Genomic DNA, 17204 nt, shown 5'->3' with positions numbered 1-17204 from the left:
AGCTGCCATACCGGCCTGAATAAAAGTTTTTGGAAGGGTTGGGGGTCCGGGGGGAAGGGGGACCTTTTTCCAAAAAGGTCCCCTTCCCCCGCGCATCCCTCTCTGCCTTCCCTGCAAAGGAACCTCGCATGAATACGCCCTATGCTGCCCGACGCGACCGCCTGCGCCAACTGATGCGCGCCCGTGGTCTGGATGCCCTGCTGGTGAGCCACGCTGCCAACCGTTTTTACCTTTCCGGCTTCGAGCTGCATGACGTGCAGCTCAACGAGAGCGCGGGACGCCTGGTCATCTGCGCGGACGGGCGGGACTGGCTCTGCACGGACGCCCGCTACAAGGATGCGGCGGCCCGGCTCTGGGACGAGGATCACATCCTCATCTACGGCCCGGACGCCGCCACGGAGATCGGCCGGCTCATGCGGCGTTGCGGCAGCCGCCTGGGCCTGGAAGCGGAGATCGTGAGCCTCAATTTTGCCCGCTCTCTGGGCCGTGCCGTGGGACGCGGCGCGCATCTGCAGGCCGCCGACGGCCTGGTGGAAGAGCTGCGCGTCATCAAGGATGCGGACGAGATCAAAGCGCTTGAACGGTCCTTCGCCCTCAACCACGCCATGCTGCGCTGGCTGGAGGAAAGCCAGCTGCAGCCGGGCCGCAGCGAAGCCGAGCTGGCCTGGGCCATCGAAAGATATTTCCGCGACAACGGCGCCTCGGAACTGGCCTTCCCGTCCATCGTGGCCGTGGACCAGAACGCGGCCCTGCCCCACGCCATCCCCGGCGAGAAAAAGCTGCCGGACAACGGTCTGGTGCTGGTGGACGTGGGCTGCCGCGTGGACGGGTACTGCTCCGACCAGACGCGCACTTTCTGGGTGGGCGACGCCCCGCACAAGGAATTCCGCGAGACCATGAAGCTGGTGCGTGACGCCCAGCAGGCCGCCCTGGACAAGATGCGGCCGGGCCTGCCCCTGCACGAGGCCTATACCCTGGCGCGGAACGTGTTCGAGAAAGCCGGAGTGGAGGCGTATTTCACCCACGGTCTGGGCCACGGCGTGGGCCTGGAGACGCATGAGGCCCCCAGCCTGGGCCGTCGCGGCGACAAGGTCCTGCAGGAAGGCATGGTGGTCACGGTGGAGCCCGGCCTCTACTACCCGCAGTGGGGCGGCATCCGCTGGGAATACACGGTGCTCATCACGGCCGACGGCAACCGCATCCTGTAGGGAGGCGCCATGTCCCTGATCTATCTTGTGGGCCCGAGGGCCTGCGGCAAGACCACGCTGGGCAAGGCCCTGTCCGAAGTGCTGGACGTGCCCTACTGCGATACGGACCACCACCTTTGTCAGCGTCTGGGCATGGACGTGGCGACCATGGTGGAGCGCTGGGGCTGGGAGGGCTTCCGCAGCCGCGAAAGCGAATCCCTGCGTCTGGCCAGCGAGGAGCTGGAGGGCCGTGGCGTGGTGGCCACAGGCGGCGGCATGGTGCTGGCGGAGGCCAACCGGCGCTACATGCGCGAGCATGGCCGGGTCTTTTTTTTGTCCGCCCCGGCGGAGGTGCTGGCCGCCCGTCTGCGGCGCAATCCGCTGGAGGCCCAGCGCCCCAGCCTCACCGGCAAGAGTCTGGACGATGAGGTGCGCGAGGTACTGGAAGCCCGCCTGCCCCTGTACCGGGACGCCGCCCACCACGAACTGGACGCCCGCCAGAGCATCACAGATCTGTGCCTGGCCGTGCGGACCCTGCTGCGTCATTGATCATCACGGGGAGCGTGCCACGCCCGCAACGGCCTGGTGCGCTCCCCGTGCGTTTTTTGGGAGGAGACATGCCTGCTAGCCCGCTGGTGACCGTCCTGCTGCCCGTCTGGAACGGTGCTTCCCTGCCCCTGACGGCAGAGGGGGAAGAGCCCCTGCGCGTGGCCATCCGTTCCCTGGCCCGCCAGGAAGCCGCGCCGGGAGCTCCCGTACCGGACTTCGAGGTGCTGGCCGTGGATGACGGTTCCACCGATGGCACGGCGGCCCTGCTGGATGCCCTGGCGGCGGAATATCCCTGCCTGCGCGTCCTGCACCGGCCTCATGAGGGCCTGCCCGGGGCGCTCAATGCCGGTCTGGAGGCCGCCCGGGGCGAACTCATCGCCCGCATGGATGCCGATGATGTCTGCCATCCGCAGCGTCTGGCCCTGCAGGCCGCCTGGATGGCGGATCATCCCGAAACGGGCCTGCTGGCCACGCGGGTGCATTTTGGCGGCGACCGCGAGACCGCGCGCGGTTTTGCCCACTTCGTGGACTGGCAGAACGGCCTGCTGGATCATGAGGCCATCAGCCGCAACCGTTTCCGCGATACGCCCGTCAGCCATCCTTCGGTCATGTTCCGGCGCGAGCTGCCCCGGCTGCACGGCGGCTATGCCGACGGCTTTTTCGCCGAGGACTGGGAGCTGTGGCTGCGCTGGCTGCATGCCGGAGTACGCATGGCCAAGCTGCCGCAGGAACTGCTGGTCTGGAACGACCCGCCGCGCCGGGCCACCCGCAGCGACAGCCGCTATTGCGAGGCTGCCAACAACCAGCTGCGTGCCCTCTGGCTGGCCCGCTGGCTGGAGCGCCATAACCCCTGGCATCCGCAGGTCTATCTGCTGGGCGCGGGCAAGGTGGCGCGCCGCCGTCTGGCACCGCTGTGGGAAAAGGGCGTGCGGGTGGCCGCTTTCGTGGACATCGATCCCAAAAAGATCGGGCAGAAGGTGCACGGTGTGCCGGTCATCGGCCGGGACGGCCTGCCCGGGCCGGGGCGCTGTTTCCTGCTCAACGCCCTCACCGCCCACGGCGCCGACGAAGACGCCGCCCGCTGGCTGGCTGACGCCGGCTACAGTCCGGAGCAGTGGCTGCTGGTCTGAGAGGTCCCGGATCGCCCCCGAAGCGTGAGCGGATGTCCAAAAATTGACGGCTCCTGCCGCGTCCCGCGGCCTTTCCTCCTGACGGCCATGCATTTTTCCCAGGCGGAACGGTATTTTTAGTTTTTAGATAACAATTTGAAATAATTTGTTTTTTATGAAAGCATATAAAAAATATCATAAAATTGTTTGTGCAGATGCGAAGACTTTGCGAATTTTGTCACCAATACCCTTTGACATAACCCCTTGTTGAGGGTATTTTATAAAAGCTTTGAACATCACACCGTCCAGAGGGAGGATACGGTAATGTTGGACCTTAATATCACCTTGGTTTTCCAGTTGGTGAACTTCTTCATTGCACTGTACGTGCTGAACCTCCTTCTGATTCGCCCCATCCGCGAAATCATCCGTAAACGCAAAGCCGTCATGGACGATATGTCCGGCGAATCCGAATCCTACGAATACCAGGCCGAACAGCGCCTTTCCGACTATGACAACCAGCTGACCCGCGCCCGTCAGGATGCAGGCCAGAACCGTGAAAAGGCCCGCGAAGCCGGCGCCGCCGAACAGGCCAGCCTGGTGGCTGAAGCCCAGAAGCGCGCCCAGGAGATCATTGCCGAGACCCGTCGCAACCTGCAGGCCGAAGCCGATGCTTCCCTGAAGGAACTGCGCGGTCAGGTCGCCACGCTCTCCGGCCAGCTGGCCGAGCGTGTGCTGCGTGGCTAGTACGCCGTTTCTGCCACTGTGCCACGCGCGAGCTCGGTGGTTTTTCGGGCGGTCCTCGGACCGCGAGGGTAAAGAATCAAGAGAAACCCAATCAAGGGGGTGGGCTTTGAGCAAATGGAAACACGCTGGGCTGGGCTTGACGCGAGTTATGGTGCCTGTCCTTGCGCTTACGCTGCTTTTCGCCGTGGGGGCGCAGGCCTCTGAAGGGCATGACGCGCCGCGCTGGGGCGACTTTGGCTGGCGTGTGCTCAACTTCATCATCTTCGCCGGTATCCTGTGGTACTTCGTGGGCGGTCTGGCCCGCAAGTTCTTCTCCGGCCGCCGCGCCCGCATCAGCCAGGACCTCCAGGATCTGGAAGCCCGCCGCGCTGAAGCCCAGAAGCGCCTGGATGAAGTGGAAAAGCGCATCAGCAACCTTGAGTCCGAACGCAAGGCCCTCCTCGATGAAAGCCTCGCTCAGGCCGAAAGCGTGAAGCAGGCCGTCGTCGAAGAAGCCAAGCGTCAGGCCGAACAGATTGTGCAACAGGCTCGTCGCACTGCCGAGAACGAAGGCCGCGCCATGCTGGCCGAAGTGCGCGCCGCCATTGCCGATGAGATTGTGGACGCAGCGGAAAAGGTCCTGGCTGAAAAGCTGACCGCCGCCGAGCATGAAAAGCTCATTACCAACTCCCTCAACAAGGTGGTGCTCCATTGACGGACGCGATAGTTGCTCGCAGATATGCCGGCGCCATATTCGCGCTGGGCAAACAACAAGGGGATGAGGCCCTCTCGCGTTACGGGAGCGATCTCGCCGCGCTGGGAGACATGCTTGCCGCCTCGCCGAAGCTGGACGCCGCGCTGAAAAGCCCGGTCATCAGCATCGATGAAAAAAAGGCTGTGATGGGCAAGCTGCTTAAGAAAATCAAGGCGGACAAAACCGTCAGCAACTTCTGCCTGCTGTTGGCCGACAAAGAACGTCTGGCTTATCTCGGCGAGATTGTCGGCTGGTATGGCAAGTTGCTTGACGACGCCAAAGGAATTATCCGTGGTACGCTCACTACCGCCGTGGAGCTTACGGATAACAAGCGGGCCGAACTCAAGGCCGAGCTTGAAAAGAAGGCGGGGGCGAGCATCGAGCTTGCCTTTGATGTGGATGCTTCCATCCTTGGGGGCGTGGTGCTCAAGGTTGGTGATCGAGTGCTGGACGCAAGTCTGCGCGCGCAGTTGGCGATCCTTCGGGAGACATTCAAGAGGGGTGAATAGCACATGCAGATCAAAGCTGAAGAGATAAGCAAGATCATTGAAGATCAAATCAAAAACTACGAGCAGCGCGTAGAAATGAGCGAAACCGGCACCGTGTTGTATGTCGGTGACGGTATCGCCCGCGTCTACGGGGTTCAGAATGCCATGGCCATGGAACTGCTGGAATTCCCCGGCGGCGTCATGGGTATGGTGCTCAACCTCGAAGAAGACAACGTGGGTGTCGCGCTGCTCGGCTCCGATGTGGGCATCAAGGAGGGCGATCCTGTCAAGCGTACCGGCAAGATCTTCTCCGTGCCTGTGGGCGACAAGGTTATGGGCCGCGTGCTCAACCCCCTTGGCCAGCCCATCGACGGCCTCGGCCCGGTCGAAGCCGAAGAAGTCCGCCCGGTGGAAATCAAGGCCCCTGGTATCATCGCGCGTAAGAGCGTGCATGAGCCCATGCCCACGGGTCTGAAGGCCATCGACGCCATGACTCCTATCGGCCGCGGCCAGCGTGAACTGATCATTGGCGACCGTCAGACCGGTAAGACCGCCGTCTGCATCGACGCCATCCTGGCCCAGAAAGAAACCGACATTCACTGCTTCTACGTGGCCATTGGCCAGAAGAAAGCGTCTGTCGCCCTGGTGGCCGACACCCTGCGCAAGCACGGTGCCATGGAATACACCACCATCATCTCGGCCACCGCTTCCGACCCGGCTCCCTTGCAGTACATCGCGGCTTACACCGGTTGCACCATGGCCGAGTACTACCGCGACAACGGCAAGCATGCCCTGATCATCTACGATGACCTCTCCAAACAGGCTGTGGGTTATCGCCAGATGTCCCTGCTGCTCCGTCGTCCTCCCGGACGTGAAGCTTTCCCCGGCGACGTGTTCTACCTGCACTCCCGCCTGCTGGAACGCGCTGCTAAGGTGAGCGACAAGCTCGGTGCCGGTTCCCTGACCGCCCTGCCCATCATCGAAACGCAGGCCGGTGACGTGTCCGCCTACATCCCGACCAACGTGATCTCCATCACCGACGGTCAGGTGTACCTGGAACCCAACCTGTTCAACGCCGGTGTGCGTCCGGCCATTAACGTGGGTCTGTCCGTGTCCCGCGTGGGTGGCGCCGCTCAGATCAAGGCCATGAAACAGGTTGCCGGTACCATGCGTCTGGACCTGGCCCAGTACCGCGAACTGGCCGCTTTCGCCCAGTTCGGTTCCGACCTGGACAAGGCCACCAAGGCCAAACTGGAACGCGGCGCCCGTCTGGTGGAACTGCTGAAGCAGCCCCAGTACCAGCCCATGCCCGCCCAGGAACAGGTGGCTTCCATCTACGCCGCCACCCGCGGCTACATGGACGACGTGCCGGTGGATCAGATCCGTCGCTTTGAAAGTGAAATGCTGGCCTTCATGCGCGATACCCGCAAGGACGTGCTGGACGCCATCAAGGATAAGAAAGTCATTGATGAAGCTGTGGAAAAGGCGCTGAACGAGGCGATTACCGCCTTCAAGCAGGGCTACCAGGCTTAACGCCGGGGGATACCCATATGCCTTCACTCAAAGACGTAAAAATGAAAATCGTGGGGGTCGGCAAGACCAAGCAGATCACCAAGGCCATGAACATGGTGGCCTCGGCGAAACTGCGCGGCGCGCAGGCCCGCATCGAACGCTTCCGGCCGTATGCCGGCAAGTATCGCCAGGTTCTGGCCGAGCTTGCCCGCAAGGTGGAGGGTACTGCCCATCCGCTGCTGGCCGAGCATGAGGAAAAGAAAAACTGCGCCATCGTGCTGGTTACGTCCGATCGTGGTCTGTGCGGCAGCTTCAACGGCAACATCATCACCACGGCCCTGAAGCTCGCTGCTGAAAAAACCAATGCCGGTATGAAGGTCACCTTCGCCTGCATGGGCCGCAAAGGACGCGACGCTGTGCGCAAGGCCGGCTACGACATCTCGGTCGCTTACGGTGACCGTATGGGCAGCCTGGACTTTTCGCTGGCCAGCTCCATCGCGCAGGAAGTCATTCACGGCTACGAAACCTTTGCTTTTGATGAAGTCTGGATGGTGTACGGCGAGTTTGTGTCCATGGGGCATCAGCCCCCGCGCACACTGAGCCTGCTGCCCCTGGCTGCCCCTGAGGCGGAAGCGGAAGAAGGTCAGGAAGAAGCCGCCCACTGCGAGTACGTTTACGAACCGCAGGAAGAAGCCCTTCTGGCCGAGCTGCTCCCCCGCTACATCAAGGTTCAGGTCTACCGGGGAATGCTGGATACGTCTGCCAGTGAACACGCTGCGCGCATGGCCGCTATGGACAACGCGACGCGTAACTGTAACGAGATGATCAATACGTTGACCCTGCTCTACAACAAGACACGGCAGGCTTCCATCACCAGCGAACTCATCGACATCGTCGGCGGCGCAGAAGCGCTGAACGGGTAACAGGAGCCAAGCATGAGCAAAAACATTGGTAAAATCGTCCAGGTTATCGGCGCCGTCGTGGACGTTGAGTTCAGCGACGGACACCTGCCTGATATCCTGACCGCCCTGGAAATCAAAAACCCCAACAACAGCGACGCGCCTGAGCTCGTCTGTGAAGTGGCCCAGCACCTCGGTGACAACGTGGTGCGTACCATCGCCATGGACGCCACCGAAGGTCTGGTGCGCGGCATGGAAGTTGTGGATACGGGCAACCCCATCATGGTGCCCGTGGGCAAGGCGGCTGTGGGACGTATCCTCAACGTTATCGGTCGCCCCGTGGACGAAATGGGCCCGGTCAACGCTGAGAAGTACTACCCCATCCACCGTCCCGCTCCCGAGTTCACCGAGCAGAACACCAAGGTGGAACTGCTTGAAACCGGCATCAAGGTCGTGGACCTGCTCGTGCCCTTCCCCAAGGGCGGCAAGATGGGTCTGTTCGGCGGCGCCGGCGTGGGCAAGACCGTTATCCTGATGGAAATGATCAACAACATTGCCAAGCAGCACGGCGGCTCTTCGGTGTTCGCCGGCGTGGGTGAACGTACCCGTGAAGGCAATGACCTGTACAACGAACTGAAAGAAGCCGGTGTTCTGGAGCGCGCCACGCTGGTTTACGGCCAGATGAACGAGCCTCCGGGAGCCCGTGCCCGCGTGGCCCTGACCGCCCTTGCCTGCGCTGAATACTTCCGCGACGAAGAAAACCAGGACGTGTTGCTCTTCATCGACAACATCTTCCGCTTCACGCAGGCCGGTTCGGAAGTGTCCGCTCTGCTGGGCCGCATGCCCTCGGCCGTGGGTTACCAGCCCACCCTGGGTACTGACCTGGGTGCCCTGCAGGAACGCATCACCTCCACCAACAAGGGTTCGATCACCTCCGTGCAGGCCGTTTACGTGCCCGCTGACGACTTGACCGACCCCGCCCCGGCTACCACGTTCTCGCATCTGGACGGTACGCTCGTGCTTTCCCGTCAGATCGCCGAACTGGGTATCTACCCCGCCGTGGACCCGCTGGACTCCACCTCCCGCATCCTCGACCCCAACGTCGTGGGCGAAGAGCACTACAGCGTGGCCCGTCAGGTGCAGATGGTGCTGCAGAAGTACAAGGAACTGCAGGATATCATCGCCATTCTGGGTATGGACGAACTGTCTGACGAAGACAAGCTCACCGTTGCCCGTGCGCGTCGTATCCAGCGCTTCCTGTCCCAGCCCTTCCACGTGGCCGAAACCTTCACCGGTACCCCCGGCCAGTATGTGAAGCTGGAAGACACCATCAAGGGCTTCAAGGGCATCCTGGAAGGCAAGTACGACCATCTCGCCGAATCCGACTTCTACATGCTGGGCAGCATCGACCAGGCCGTGGCCAAGTACGAAGCCCGCATCCAGCAGGAAGCTAAGTAAGGAGCGCCCATGAGCATGCTGCAACTGGAAGTGGTGACACCTGACAAGACCGTTGTCAGCGCTCAGGTGGAAATGGCCGTGTGCCCCGGCGTCATGGGTGAGTTTGGCGTGCTGCCGCATCACGTCTCCCTGCTCTCTGCCCTCAAGATTGGCAACCTGCGCTATACTGAAGGCGGCAAGCAGCACAACGTGTTCATCTCCGGCGGCTTTGCCGATGTGAACAACAAGGTCCTGACCGTGCTGGCGGAATCGGCCGAACTGGCCGAAGATATCGATACCGCCCGCGCCCAGGCCGCCAAGGAGCGCGCCGAAAAGCGCCTGGCCAGCCAGGCCGATGATGTGGACCATGCCAGAGCGGAAGCCGCTCTGCAGCGCGCCGTCGAGCGCCTGCATGTGGCCCAGTTGCGCTAGCGCCTCCCTGATCCGATAAACAAAGGGGCCGGAAGGAAACTTCCGGCCCCTTTTCGCGTCTTGCGGGGTCTGCCCTCCCGGCATCCTTGCCGCGGTCGCCCGGGGCATCGCCAGCGGCATTGCCACGGACGGTCATCATGGCAGGCATCATCCCTGCGCCTCCCCCTTCTCCATCCCTCCCGATGCCGGGCCATGGACTTTGCCGCCGGTTGCCGATATAATATTGCACTTTTCCGGCAGGGCACGGCCCTGCCTGCACCTCTTCCCGCGGCTTTCGGCGCGGTCACAGTCACGAGTCCCATGCCCAGTCTGGATCATATTCGCAATTTCTGCATCATCGCCCATATCGACCATGGCAAGTCCACCCTTGCCGACCGCATCCTTGAGCTGACCAAGGTCGTCAGCCAGCGTGAGGCCCGCCAGCAGTACCTGGACAAGATGGATCTGGAACGCGAGCGCGGCATCACCATCAAGGCGCAGACCGTGCGCATCCCCTATGTGGCTGCCAACGGAGAGGAATATGAGCTGAACCTCATCGACACGCCCGGACACGTGGACTTCAACTACGAAGTGTCGCGCTCCCTGGCCGCCTGCGAAGGCGCGCTGCTGGTGGTGGACGCCACCCAGGGCGTGGAGGCCCAGACCCTGGCCAACGTCTATCTGGCGCTGGACCACGACCACGAGATCGTGCCCGTGCTGAACAAGATCGACCTGCCCAGCGCCGAAGTGGACCGCGTCAAGGAAGAGATCGAGGAGGCCATCGGTCTGGACTGCACCGATGCCCTGCCCGTGTCCGCCAAGACCGGCCTGGGCGTGGACGCCGTGCTGGAAGCCATCGTCCACCGTCTGCCCGCGCCGGGCGGCGACCTGGACGCCCCCCTCAAGGCCCTGATCTTCGACTCCTGGTACGACAGCTACCAAGGCGTGGTGGTGCTCTTCCGCGTGGTGGACGGCCGGGTGAAGCTGGGCGACATGGTGCGTCTCATGAGCACCGGCAAGGAATATGAAGTGCTGCGCCTGGGCGTGTTCTCGCCCGAGGCCACGGACGTGAAGGAACTGCTCGCCGGTGAGGTGGGCTTCCTTTGCGGCAGCATCAAATCCCTGGGCGACGCCCGCGTGGGCGATACCATCACCCTGGCGGCCAATCCGGCCACCGAGCCCGTGCCCGGCTTCAAGGAAGTGAAGCCCATGGTGTTCTGCGGCCTCTACCCCTCGGAATCCGACGATTACGAGAACCTCAAGGCCGCGCTGGAAAAGCTCCAGCTCAACGACGCCGCCTTCAGCTTCGAGCCCGAGACCTCCCAGGCCCTGGGCTTCGGTTTCCGCTGCGGCTTCCTGGGCCTCTTGCACATGGAGATCATCCAGGAACGCCTGGAACGCGAATTCGAGGTGGACCTCATCGCCACGGCGCCCTCGGTCATCTACCGGGTGGACACCACCGACGGCAAGACGCTGGAGATCGACAACCCGGCCCACCTGCCCGACTCCACCAAGATCAAGGCCCTCTACGAGCCCTATGTGAGCATGGACATCCACGTGCCCAACGAATACGTGGGCAACGTCATGAAGCTCTGCGAGGACAAGCGCGGCACCCAGAAGAACCTGCACTACCTGGCCGCCAACCGCGTGGTGGTGACCTACGAGCTGCCCTTTGCCGAGATCGTCTATGACTTCTTCGACCGGCTCAAGTCCTGCACGCGCGGCTACGCCAGCATGGACTACCAGCCCATCGACTACCGCGAGTCCGACCTGGTGCGCCTGGACATCCTGCTCAACAGCGAGCCCGTGGACGCCCTGGCCGTCATCGTGCACCGCGACCGCGCCTACACCTACGGCCGCTCGCTGGCCCTCAAGCTCAAGCGCACCATCCCGCGCCAGCTCTTCCAGGTGGCCATCCAGGCGGCCATCGGCCAGAAGATCATCGCCCGCGAGACCGTGTCCGCCTTCCGCAAGGACGTGACTGCCAAGTGTTACGGCGGTGACATCACCCGTAAGCGCAAGCTGCTGGAAAAGCAGAAGGAAGGCAAAAAGCGCATGAAGCGCATGGGCAACGTGGAGCTGCCGCAGGAAGCCTTCCTGGCCGCCCTCAAGGTGGGCGACGAATAAACAGCGTTTTTTGTACGGACGAAAAAAGGCCACCCTTCATCAGGGTGGCCTTTTTTCATGCATCACGACCGGACGTGACCGGGGATGGACAGGCGCCCGCCGGCCAGTGTCCACCTCTCGGCACAGTCCGTCAGTTGGCGGCTTTCTTTTTCCCGGCCGGAGGACGGGGCATCGTGCGCCGGGCCCGGCGTTCCGCAGCGCCGAACACGCATTCTTCCCGCGCCACGGGCAAGGCCGCCTCACGGTTCTTGCGGCGCTGCCGCCAGGCTTCCAGATGCGGCTTGCCGTAGAGCACGCCCTCACGCGGTTCCGTGGCTTCCGGCACCTTGCCGTAGGACGGGGGCAGATGCTCCGTCTCGCGGGAGGAGGCGGGCAGCTGGGGCCCCCGCAGGGCCGCGGGCCGGAAGTATCTGGTGGCCCAGGTCAGGGCCAGCACGTAGGCGGCCGCGAACAGGCTGGCGGCCGTGTCCCACGGCGGGGTGGCCGAAAGGGCCAGACGCATCATCAACGTGCCGATGACGAAGCCGGAGTTGCGGAACACGGCATGGAAGGACGGCATGTAGCGCTGCGAGATGAGGACCAGCGCGATGTCGGCGAAGATCAGCACCGTGTAGATGGTCTCGAAAAAGCGCATGTCCTCGCCGGTGTGGATGTGGATCCAGGCATCCCGGATGCCGATGCCCAAAAAGATGACGAACAGCGTCAGCGAGAGCAGCTTTTTGCTGATGACGAAACGCATGCGCATCTCCGGGCTCTGGATGTAGGCATAGCTGGAGGCCAGCTTCCCGTAGATGCCCAGGGCCACGAAGATGCCCAGGGCCCCCAGCGCCGTGACCGCGATATGGATGACGGGATCGAGGTTGCCGGCGATGCTCACCGGCTCGGGCAGGTGCGCCAGTTCCTTGAAGGCATTGCGCAGCAGGATCAGGGCCAGGATCTCGAACTGTTTGCCCACGGACCGTGAAAAGGACGTGGAGATGATGAAGATCAGGCTCATGACCTCCAGGCCCAGGATCAGGGTGAAGGCCAGCTGGATGGCGCTGAAGTGGCTGTGGGGCGTCAGCTGGGCCAGGGCGGGCGGCAGCATGCCCTGCCGTTTGAGCTCCACGCAGCACAGAGCCGCCACGTAGATCCAGAAGATGACCAGCGCCACCTTGCGCTGGACGTGGGTACGCTCCCAATTGTGGTGCAACCAGTCAAAAATATCTGTGAGCCATTGCAGCTTGAGCAGCATGGGGAGTCTCCTTTCCGGGGATCAGGTGTGGCGCACAGCATCTTTCAACTTCGCCAAAATGTAAAGAGGACAAGGCATGACAGGCATGACAGGAATCGTTCCTGACGCATTTTTCCTTCCTGGTGAAGACAGCGCCCCCAGTATGGGGGCGTGCTTGCCTTGCGCGGCCAATAGCAGTAAAAAACAAGGTTTCTCCACTTGTGCATCCGGCCCGCCCGGGCACGCGCACAAGGAAAATGCAGAAGACAACGAGGTACCTACGCCATGGCTCACAAGGGTCCGCACATATCCATCTCACCTGACTATGTGGTCAACCGCATCCTGCGTATCAATATCGACGACTTCGCGGAGTGGCCCGAGTCTGTGCGGCATCTGGCCATTGCCATTGCCGAAGAACTGTTCCTGGTGGCCTACAACCCCTTCATCAACGTGGAGACCGTGCGCCACAGCGTGCACGCCCGCTTCGAACGGGAATCCATGGCCCTGGCCCACTATTTCGCCAACGCCATCGGCGAAGGCATCACCATGTTCTGGTCCGCCTACGAGGCCGAACGCAGCTTCCGCGAAGAGCTGATCTCCGCCCTGCGCAACATCCTGCCCGGCGAGTGCATCCTTTCCTCGCCCTCCGCCCTGGTGGCCTCGGCCACGGACGCCACGGACCTGCGCATGGAACTGCCCCTGCTGGTGGTGGAGCCCGACAGCGCCGAACAGGTGGCCGCCCTGGTGAAGCTGGCCAATGACATGAAGTTCGCCCTCATCCCGCGCGGCGGCGGTTCCGGCATGACCGGCGGCGCCGTGCCGGCCCGCAAGCGTACGGTCATCGTCAGCCTCACCCGCCTGACCAAGATCGGCCCCATCGACCTTGAGAACATGACCGTCACCGTGGAAGCCGGCGCCATCACCCAGAACGTCATCAAGGCCGTGGACGCGGCCGGGGCGCTCTTCTCCGTGGACCCGGCCTCCAAGCAGGCCTCGTCCATCGGCGGCAACGTCTCCGAGAACGCCGGCGGCCCCAGCGCCTTCGAATACGGCACCACCCTGGACAACCTGCTCTGGTGGCGCATGGTCACCCCCACGGGCGAGATCATCAGCGTGGAACGCGAGAACCATCCCCGCCACAAGATCCTGCCTGAAGAAACGGCCGTGTTCGTGGTCAAGGACATCAGCGGCGGCGTGCGCAACGTCATCCATCTGCGCGGCGACGAGATCCGCCTGCCCGGCCTGGGCAAGGACGTGACCAACAAGGCCCTGGGCGGCCTGCCCGGCATGCAGAAGGAAGGCGTGGACGGCATCATCACCGAGGCCTGCTTCATCATCCACCCCAAGCCCAAGTTCAAGCGCGTCATGGTGCTGGAATTCTTCGGCCGCTCCATGCACCCCGCCGCCGTGGTGGTGCGCGAGCTGGTGGGCCTGCGCAACCGCATCCGTCAGGAAGGCGACTACGCCCACCTGTCCGCCCTGGAAGAATTCAATGCCAAGTACGTGCAGGCCATCGAGTACAAGCGCAAGTCCCAGAAGTATGAGGGCCTGCCCATCTCGGTCATCATCCTCCAGGTGGACGGCGACGACCCCTACCTGCTGGACAAGTGCGTCAACGACATCGTCTGCGTGGTGGAAGAACAGGACAACGTGGACATCATCGTGGCCCAGGACGACAAGGAAGGCGAACGCTTCTGGGAAGACCGGCACCGCCTGTCGGCCATCGCCAAGCGCACCTCCGGCTTCAAGCTCAACGAGGACGTGGTCATCCCCATGGACCGCATCCCGGACTTCGCCCTCTTCCTCGAACAGCTCAACCTGGAGTGCACGGCCCAGGCCTACCGCTACGCCCTGCAGGAAGTGGGGCGCCTGCCCGGCTTCCCCATGGAAGACAAGGAATTCAACCGTGAATTCTCCTTTGCCTCCAAGGTGGCGTCCGGCGAGAACCCGCAGGCCGAACTTTCCGATACCGAGCTCTGGAAGCGCGCCGAGGCCTTTTTGGCCGGCATGGGCCAGAAGTACGCCCATCTGGACAAGAAGATCGGCAAGATCCGCGATTACATGGAAGCCAGCCGCATCGTGGTGGCCAGTCACATGCATGCCGGTGACGGCAACTGCCATGTGAACATCCCGGTCAACTCCAACGACGCCCACATGCTGGAAGAGGCCGAAGAGACCGCGGCCCGCGTCATGGCCGAATGCCAGGAGATGGGCGGCGAGGTCTCCGGTGAGCACGGCATCGGCATCACCAAGATCTCCTTCCTCGGCAAGAGCAAGATGGACGCCCTGCGCGCCTTCAAGGAACGCGTGGACCCCCGCGACGTCATGAACCCGGCCAAGCTGGTGCATCGCGAGCTGCCCGTGCGTCCCTTCACCTTCTCCTTCAACCGGCTCATCAACGACATCCACGCCAGCGGCCTGCCGGACAAGGAAAAGCTCATCAGCCTGCTGTCCACGGTGCAGGTCTGCACCCGCTGCGGCAAGTGCAAGCAGGTCTGCTCCATGTGCTATCCCGAGCGCTCCATGCAGTACCATCCCCGCAACAAGAACATGGTGCTGGGCATGCTGCTGGAGGCCGTCTATTACTCGCAGGTCAACAAGGGCGCCATCGACGACAACCTGCTGCGCTGGATGCGCGACCTGGTGGAACACTGCACGGCCTGCGGCCGCTGCCTGGCCAACTGCCCGGTCAAGATCCCGTCCGGCGAAGTGGCCCTGACCCTGCGCTCCCTGCTGGAGCACGAGAACGCCGGCGGCCATCCCATCAAGAAGCGTGCCCTGGAATGGCTGGTGCATGACGTGTCGTCCCGCGTGCCCAAGGCGGCCAAGATGGCCTCACTGGGCCAGAAGGTGCAGAACAAGCTGCTGGGCGTGGTGCCCTCGGTGTGGAAGAAGCGCATGCAGAGCCCCATCTTCGCGGGCAGCGGCCCCAAGATGGGCTACACCAACCTGTACGAATCCCTGCGCCTGCACCGCGGCTCCGTGTTCGCGCCCAAGGAAGTGACGCCGGGCATGCCCTGCGTGCTCTACTTCCCCGGCTGCGGCGGTTCGCTCTTCTATGACCGCATCGGCCTGGCCGCCATCATGCTGCTGCTGCACACCGGCCATGCCGTGGCCGTGCCGCCGCGCCACCTGTGCTGCGGCTATCCCCTGCTGGCCGCGGGCATGGATACCGAATACGAAGACAACATGGCCCAGAACCGCCAGTATCTGGCCTCCATGCTGCGCAACCTCATCAAGCAGGGCTTCGATGTGCGCTATCTGGCCACGGCCTGCGGTTCCTGCCGCGACAGCCTGGCCCGCATGAAGCTCAACGAGCAGTTCCCGCAGCTGGAACAGAAGGACGTGAGCCAGATCGTCCTGCCCCTGCTCCAGCACGAGAGCATGGAAGCCCCGGTGGCCCCCGGCACCAATGTGCTCTACCATGCGGCCTGCCACTGCGAATGGGCGGGCGTGCCCACCCTCAAGGGACAGGCCCAGCTCACCGGCGCCCTGGAACAGCTCTGCAAGGTCAAGGTCTCCACCATCCCCGGCTGCTGCGGCGAGTCCGGCATGGGCGCCGTGACCTCCCCCACCATCTACAACCTGCTGCGCGCCCGCAAAAAGGAACGTCTGGCCCAGGCCTTCGAGCCCCAGCCCCAGACCGGCGCCTGCTACGCCGGGCCCATCCTGGTGGGTTGCCCGTCCTGCAAGATCGGCATCGCCCGCTGCCTCATCCAGCTCAAGGAAAAGCACCCCGTGTTGCATGTGCTGGAATGGCTGGCCAACCAGGTGGACGGTGAGGACCGCCGCCAGCGCTTCCGCCGCCGCGCCAACGAGACCCGCGGCGACGTGCGCATCGTCCAGTGCTAGACGGGAATGATGACGATGAAATGATATGAGGGGGGAAGGGGACTTTTCCAGCGGAAAAAGTCCCCTTCCCCCCTCATGCTCCCCCCACCCTTCAAAACCGCTTACGGGAGCCTGACGGCTCCTCCAGACCCTGCCCGTCGGTACGCTCTGCCGCATGACGGACAGACCAAAGGAATCGCCATGGAAAGAAAGGAAGTCACCCACATGCTGGTGGGTGTCCAGCCCCAGGGGCAGGGCACCATCCGCGTCGTAGGCGCCAAGCTGCACGGCATCGTGGTCACGGAATCCAAGCTCAACTACCACGGCTCCATCACCATCGACACCGACATCCTCGAAGCGGCCCGTCTACTGCCGCTGGAATACGTCTATATCTGGAACAAGCACAGCGGTTCCCGCATCGAGACCTATGTGCTTCCCGGTCCGCGCGGTAGCGGCGTGGTCTGCCTCAACGGTGCCGCGGCCCGTACCTGTCAGGTGGGCGACGAGATCATCGTGGCCTCTTCCCGCGAGATCCCCGTCAGCGACTATCATGATGGCTTTTCCTGCCGCGTGCTGACCTTCGACCAGAGCGGCGAACTGCCCAACCGCGTGGCCGAAAAGCTGGAATACCGCGTGGCCGCCAAGGACGACGGCACGGAATTCGTCATCATGGACATGGCCACCGGCCAGGAATGGATCGGCTAGACATACCGTTCTGACATGAGGGGGAAGGGGCCACCGCTGCTTGCCCATGGCGCCCCCGTCGTGACGGGACGGCCCCGGCGGCGAAACGTCCCTTCTCCTCATGCCCTCCTCCCCTTCGAAGGCTGCCCACAAGGAGCCTGACGGTTCCTTCCCCGCCCTCCGACGCCCGTCCGTATGCCAGGGCAGCGTGCCTGCGGATCATGCTCAGCCGTTCCTTCGCGCCCTCTTCCCATGTCTTTTGCCCACGGCACGGGAATCC

Annotated in this window: 14 protein-coding genes; 13 read left to right on the top strand and 1 reads right to left on the bottom strand. The window is 63.2% G+C overall.

From position 1 onward, the window contains the following. Positions 1-128: 128 nt before the first annotated feature. The 11 genes from DESPIG_RS08060 (at position 129) to lepA (ending at position 11196) form a co-directional block, all read left to right on the top strand. Complete coding sequence (locus DESPIG_RS08060; protein WP_006007281.1) at positions 129-1208, top strand: M24 family metallopeptidase; 1080 nt, start codon at positions 129-131, stop codon at positions 1206-1208. A gap of 9 nt (positions 1209-1217) precedes the next feature. Beyond that, entirely contained in the window at positions 1218-1736 is a 519-nt protein-coding gene (aroL, locus tag DESPIG_RS08055) for a shikimate kinase AroL (protein ID WP_006007280.1), read from the top strand. Between the two features lie 68 nt (positions 1737-1804). Beyond that, positions 1805-2866, top strand: a complete 1062-nt coding sequence (locus tag DESPIG_RS08050; RefSeq protein WP_040369712.1) for a glycosyltransferase — start codon at positions 1805-1807, stop codon at positions 2864-2866. 303 nt (positions 2867-3169) lie between these two features. Beyond that, on the top strand, positions 3170-3589 hold the full coding sequence (locus tag DESPIG_RS08045; RefSeq protein ID WP_006007274.1) for an ATP synthase F0 subunit B: 420 nt from the start codon (positions 3170-3172) through the stop codon (positions 3587-3589). A 148-nt stretch (positions 3590-3737) separates the two neighbouring features. Next, on the top strand, positions 3738-4283 hold the full coding sequence (locus DESPIG_RS08040; RefSeq protein ID WP_006007272.1) for a F0F1 ATP synthase subunit B family protein: 546 nt from the start codon (positions 3738-3740) through the stop codon (positions 4281-4283). Next, a complete protein-coding gene (atpH, locus tag DESPIG_RS08035) occupies positions 4280-4831 on the top strand; it encodes an ATP synthase F1 subunit delta (RefSeq protein WP_006007270.1) in 552 nt (183 codons plus the stop codon). The genes DESPIG_RS08040 and atpH overlap by 4 nt, the downstream gene beginning before the upstream one ends. Before the next feature lie 3 nt (positions 4832-4834). Further along, on the top strand, positions 4835-6343 hold the full coding sequence (atpA, locus tag DESPIG_RS08030) for a F0F1 ATP synthase subunit alpha (protein ID WP_006007267.1): 1509 nt from the start codon (positions 4835-4837) through the stop codon (positions 6341-6343). Between the two features lie 17 nt (positions 6344-6360). After that, positions 6361-7245 carry a F0F1 ATP synthase subunit gamma gene (locus DESPIG_RS08025; RefSeq protein WP_040369710.1) on the top strand — a complete coding sequence of 295 codons (885 nt, stop codon included), beginning with the start codon at positions 6361-6363 and terminating at the stop codon, positions 7243-7245. Positions 7246-7257: 12 nt separating this feature from the next. After that, positions 7258-8679 carry a F0F1 ATP synthase subunit beta gene (atpD, locus tag DESPIG_RS08020; RefSeq protein ID WP_006007263.1) on the top strand — a complete coding sequence of 474 codons (1422 nt, stop codon included), beginning with the start codon at positions 7258-7260 and terminating at the stop codon, positions 8677-8679. 9 nt (positions 8680-8688) lie between these two features. Continuing rightward, positions 8689-9090: a F0F1 ATP synthase subunit epsilon gene (locus DESPIG_RS08015; RefSeq protein ID WP_006007261.1), complete on the top strand. Its 402-nt coding sequence runs from the start codon at positions 8689-8691 to the stop codon at positions 9088-9090. 300 nt (positions 9091-9390) lie between these two features. Beyond that, positions 9391-11196 (top strand): translation elongation factor 4, encoded by a 1806-nt coding sequence (lepA, locus tag DESPIG_RS08010; protein WP_040369708.1) that lies wholly within the window; start codon positions 9391-9393, stop codon positions 11194-11196. A gap of 130 nt (positions 11197-11326) precedes the next feature. Here lepA and DESPIG_RS08005 read toward each other — a convergent pair whose 3' ends face one another. Next, complete coding sequence (locus DESPIG_RS08005) at positions 11327-12430, bottom strand: hypothetical protein (protein WP_006007257.1); 1104 nt, start codon at positions 12428-12430, stop codon at positions 11327-11329. Between the two features lie 264 nt (positions 12431-12694). On the opposite strand from DESPIG_RS08005, the gene DESPIG_RS08000 reads away from it, so the two are divergent. Both DESPIG_RS08000 and panD read left to right on the top strand, forming a co-directional pair. Continuing rightward, positions 12695-16261 (top strand): FAD-binding and (Fe-S)-binding domain-containing protein, encoded by a 3567-nt coding sequence (locus tag DESPIG_RS08000; RefSeq protein WP_006007253.1) that lies wholly within the window; start codon positions 12695-12697, stop codon positions 16259-16261. A 180-nt stretch (positions 16262-16441) separates the two neighbouring features. Then, a complete protein-coding gene (gene panD, locus DESPIG_RS07995; protein WP_006007251.1) occupies positions 16442-16945 on the top strand; it encodes an aspartate 1-decarboxylase in 504 nt (167 codons plus the stop codon). Positions 16946-17204 lie beyond the last annotated feature (259 nt).

Source organism: Desulfovibrio piger ATCC 29098 (genome assembly GCF_000156375.1).
Taxonomy (GTDB): domain Bacteria; phylum Desulfobacterota; class Desulfovibrionia; order Desulfovibrionales; family Desulfovibrionaceae; genus Desulfovibrio; species Desulfovibrio piger.
The sequence above is the reverse complement of the archived record's forward strand: the minus strand, read 5'-3'. Positions and strand labels throughout refer to the sequence as shown.

Coding starts and splice junctions, on each gene's coding strand:
- aroL (WP_006007280.1), top strand. CDS start 1,218: ATGTCCCTGATCTATCTTGTGGGCCCGAGGGCCTGCGGCAAGACCACG.
- DESPIG_RS08050 (WP_040369712.1), top strand. CDS start 1,805: ATGCCTGCTAGCCCGCTGGTGACCGTCCTGCTGCCCGTCTGGAACGGT.
- panD (WP_006007251.1), top strand. CDS start 16,442: ATGGAAAGAAAGGAAGTCACCCACATGCTGGTGGGTGTCCAGCCCCAG.
- lepA (WP_040369708.1), top strand. CDS start 9,391: ATGCCCAGTCTGGATCATATTCGCAATTTCTGCATCATCGCCCATATC.
- DESPIG_RS08005 (WP_006007257.1), bottom strand. CDS start 12,430: ATGCTGCTCAAGCTGCAATGGCTCACAGATATTTTTGACTGGTTGCAC.
- DESPIG_RS08040 (WP_006007272.1), top strand. CDS start 3,738: ATGGTGCCTGTCCTTGCGCTTACGCTGCTTTTCGCCGTGGGGGCGCAG.
- DESPIG_RS08045 (WP_006007274.1), top strand. CDS start 3,170: ATGTTGGACCTTAATATCACCTTGGTTTTCCAGTTGGTGAACTTCTTC.
- DESPIG_RS08060 (WP_006007281.1), top strand. CDS start 129: ATGAATACGCCCTATGCTGCCCGACGCGACCGCCTGCGCCAACTGATG.
- DESPIG_RS08015 (WP_006007261.1), top strand. CDS start 8,689: ATGAGCATGCTGCAACTGGAAGTGGTGACACCTGACAAGACCGTTGTC.
- DESPIG_RS08025 (WP_040369710.1), top strand. CDS start 6,361: ATGCCTTCACTCAAAGACGTAAAAATGAAAATCGTGGGGGTCGGCAAG.
- atpA (WP_006007267.1), top strand. CDS start 4,835: ATGCAGATCAAAGCTGAAGAGATAAGCAAGATCATTGAAGATCAAATC.
- DESPIG_RS08000 (WP_006007253.1), top strand. CDS start 12,695: ATGGCTCACAAGGGTCCGCACATATCCATCTCACCTGACTATGTGGTC.
- atpD (WP_006007263.1), top strand. CDS start 7,258: ATGAGCAAAAACATTGGTAAAATCGTCCAGGTTATCGGCGCCGTCGTG.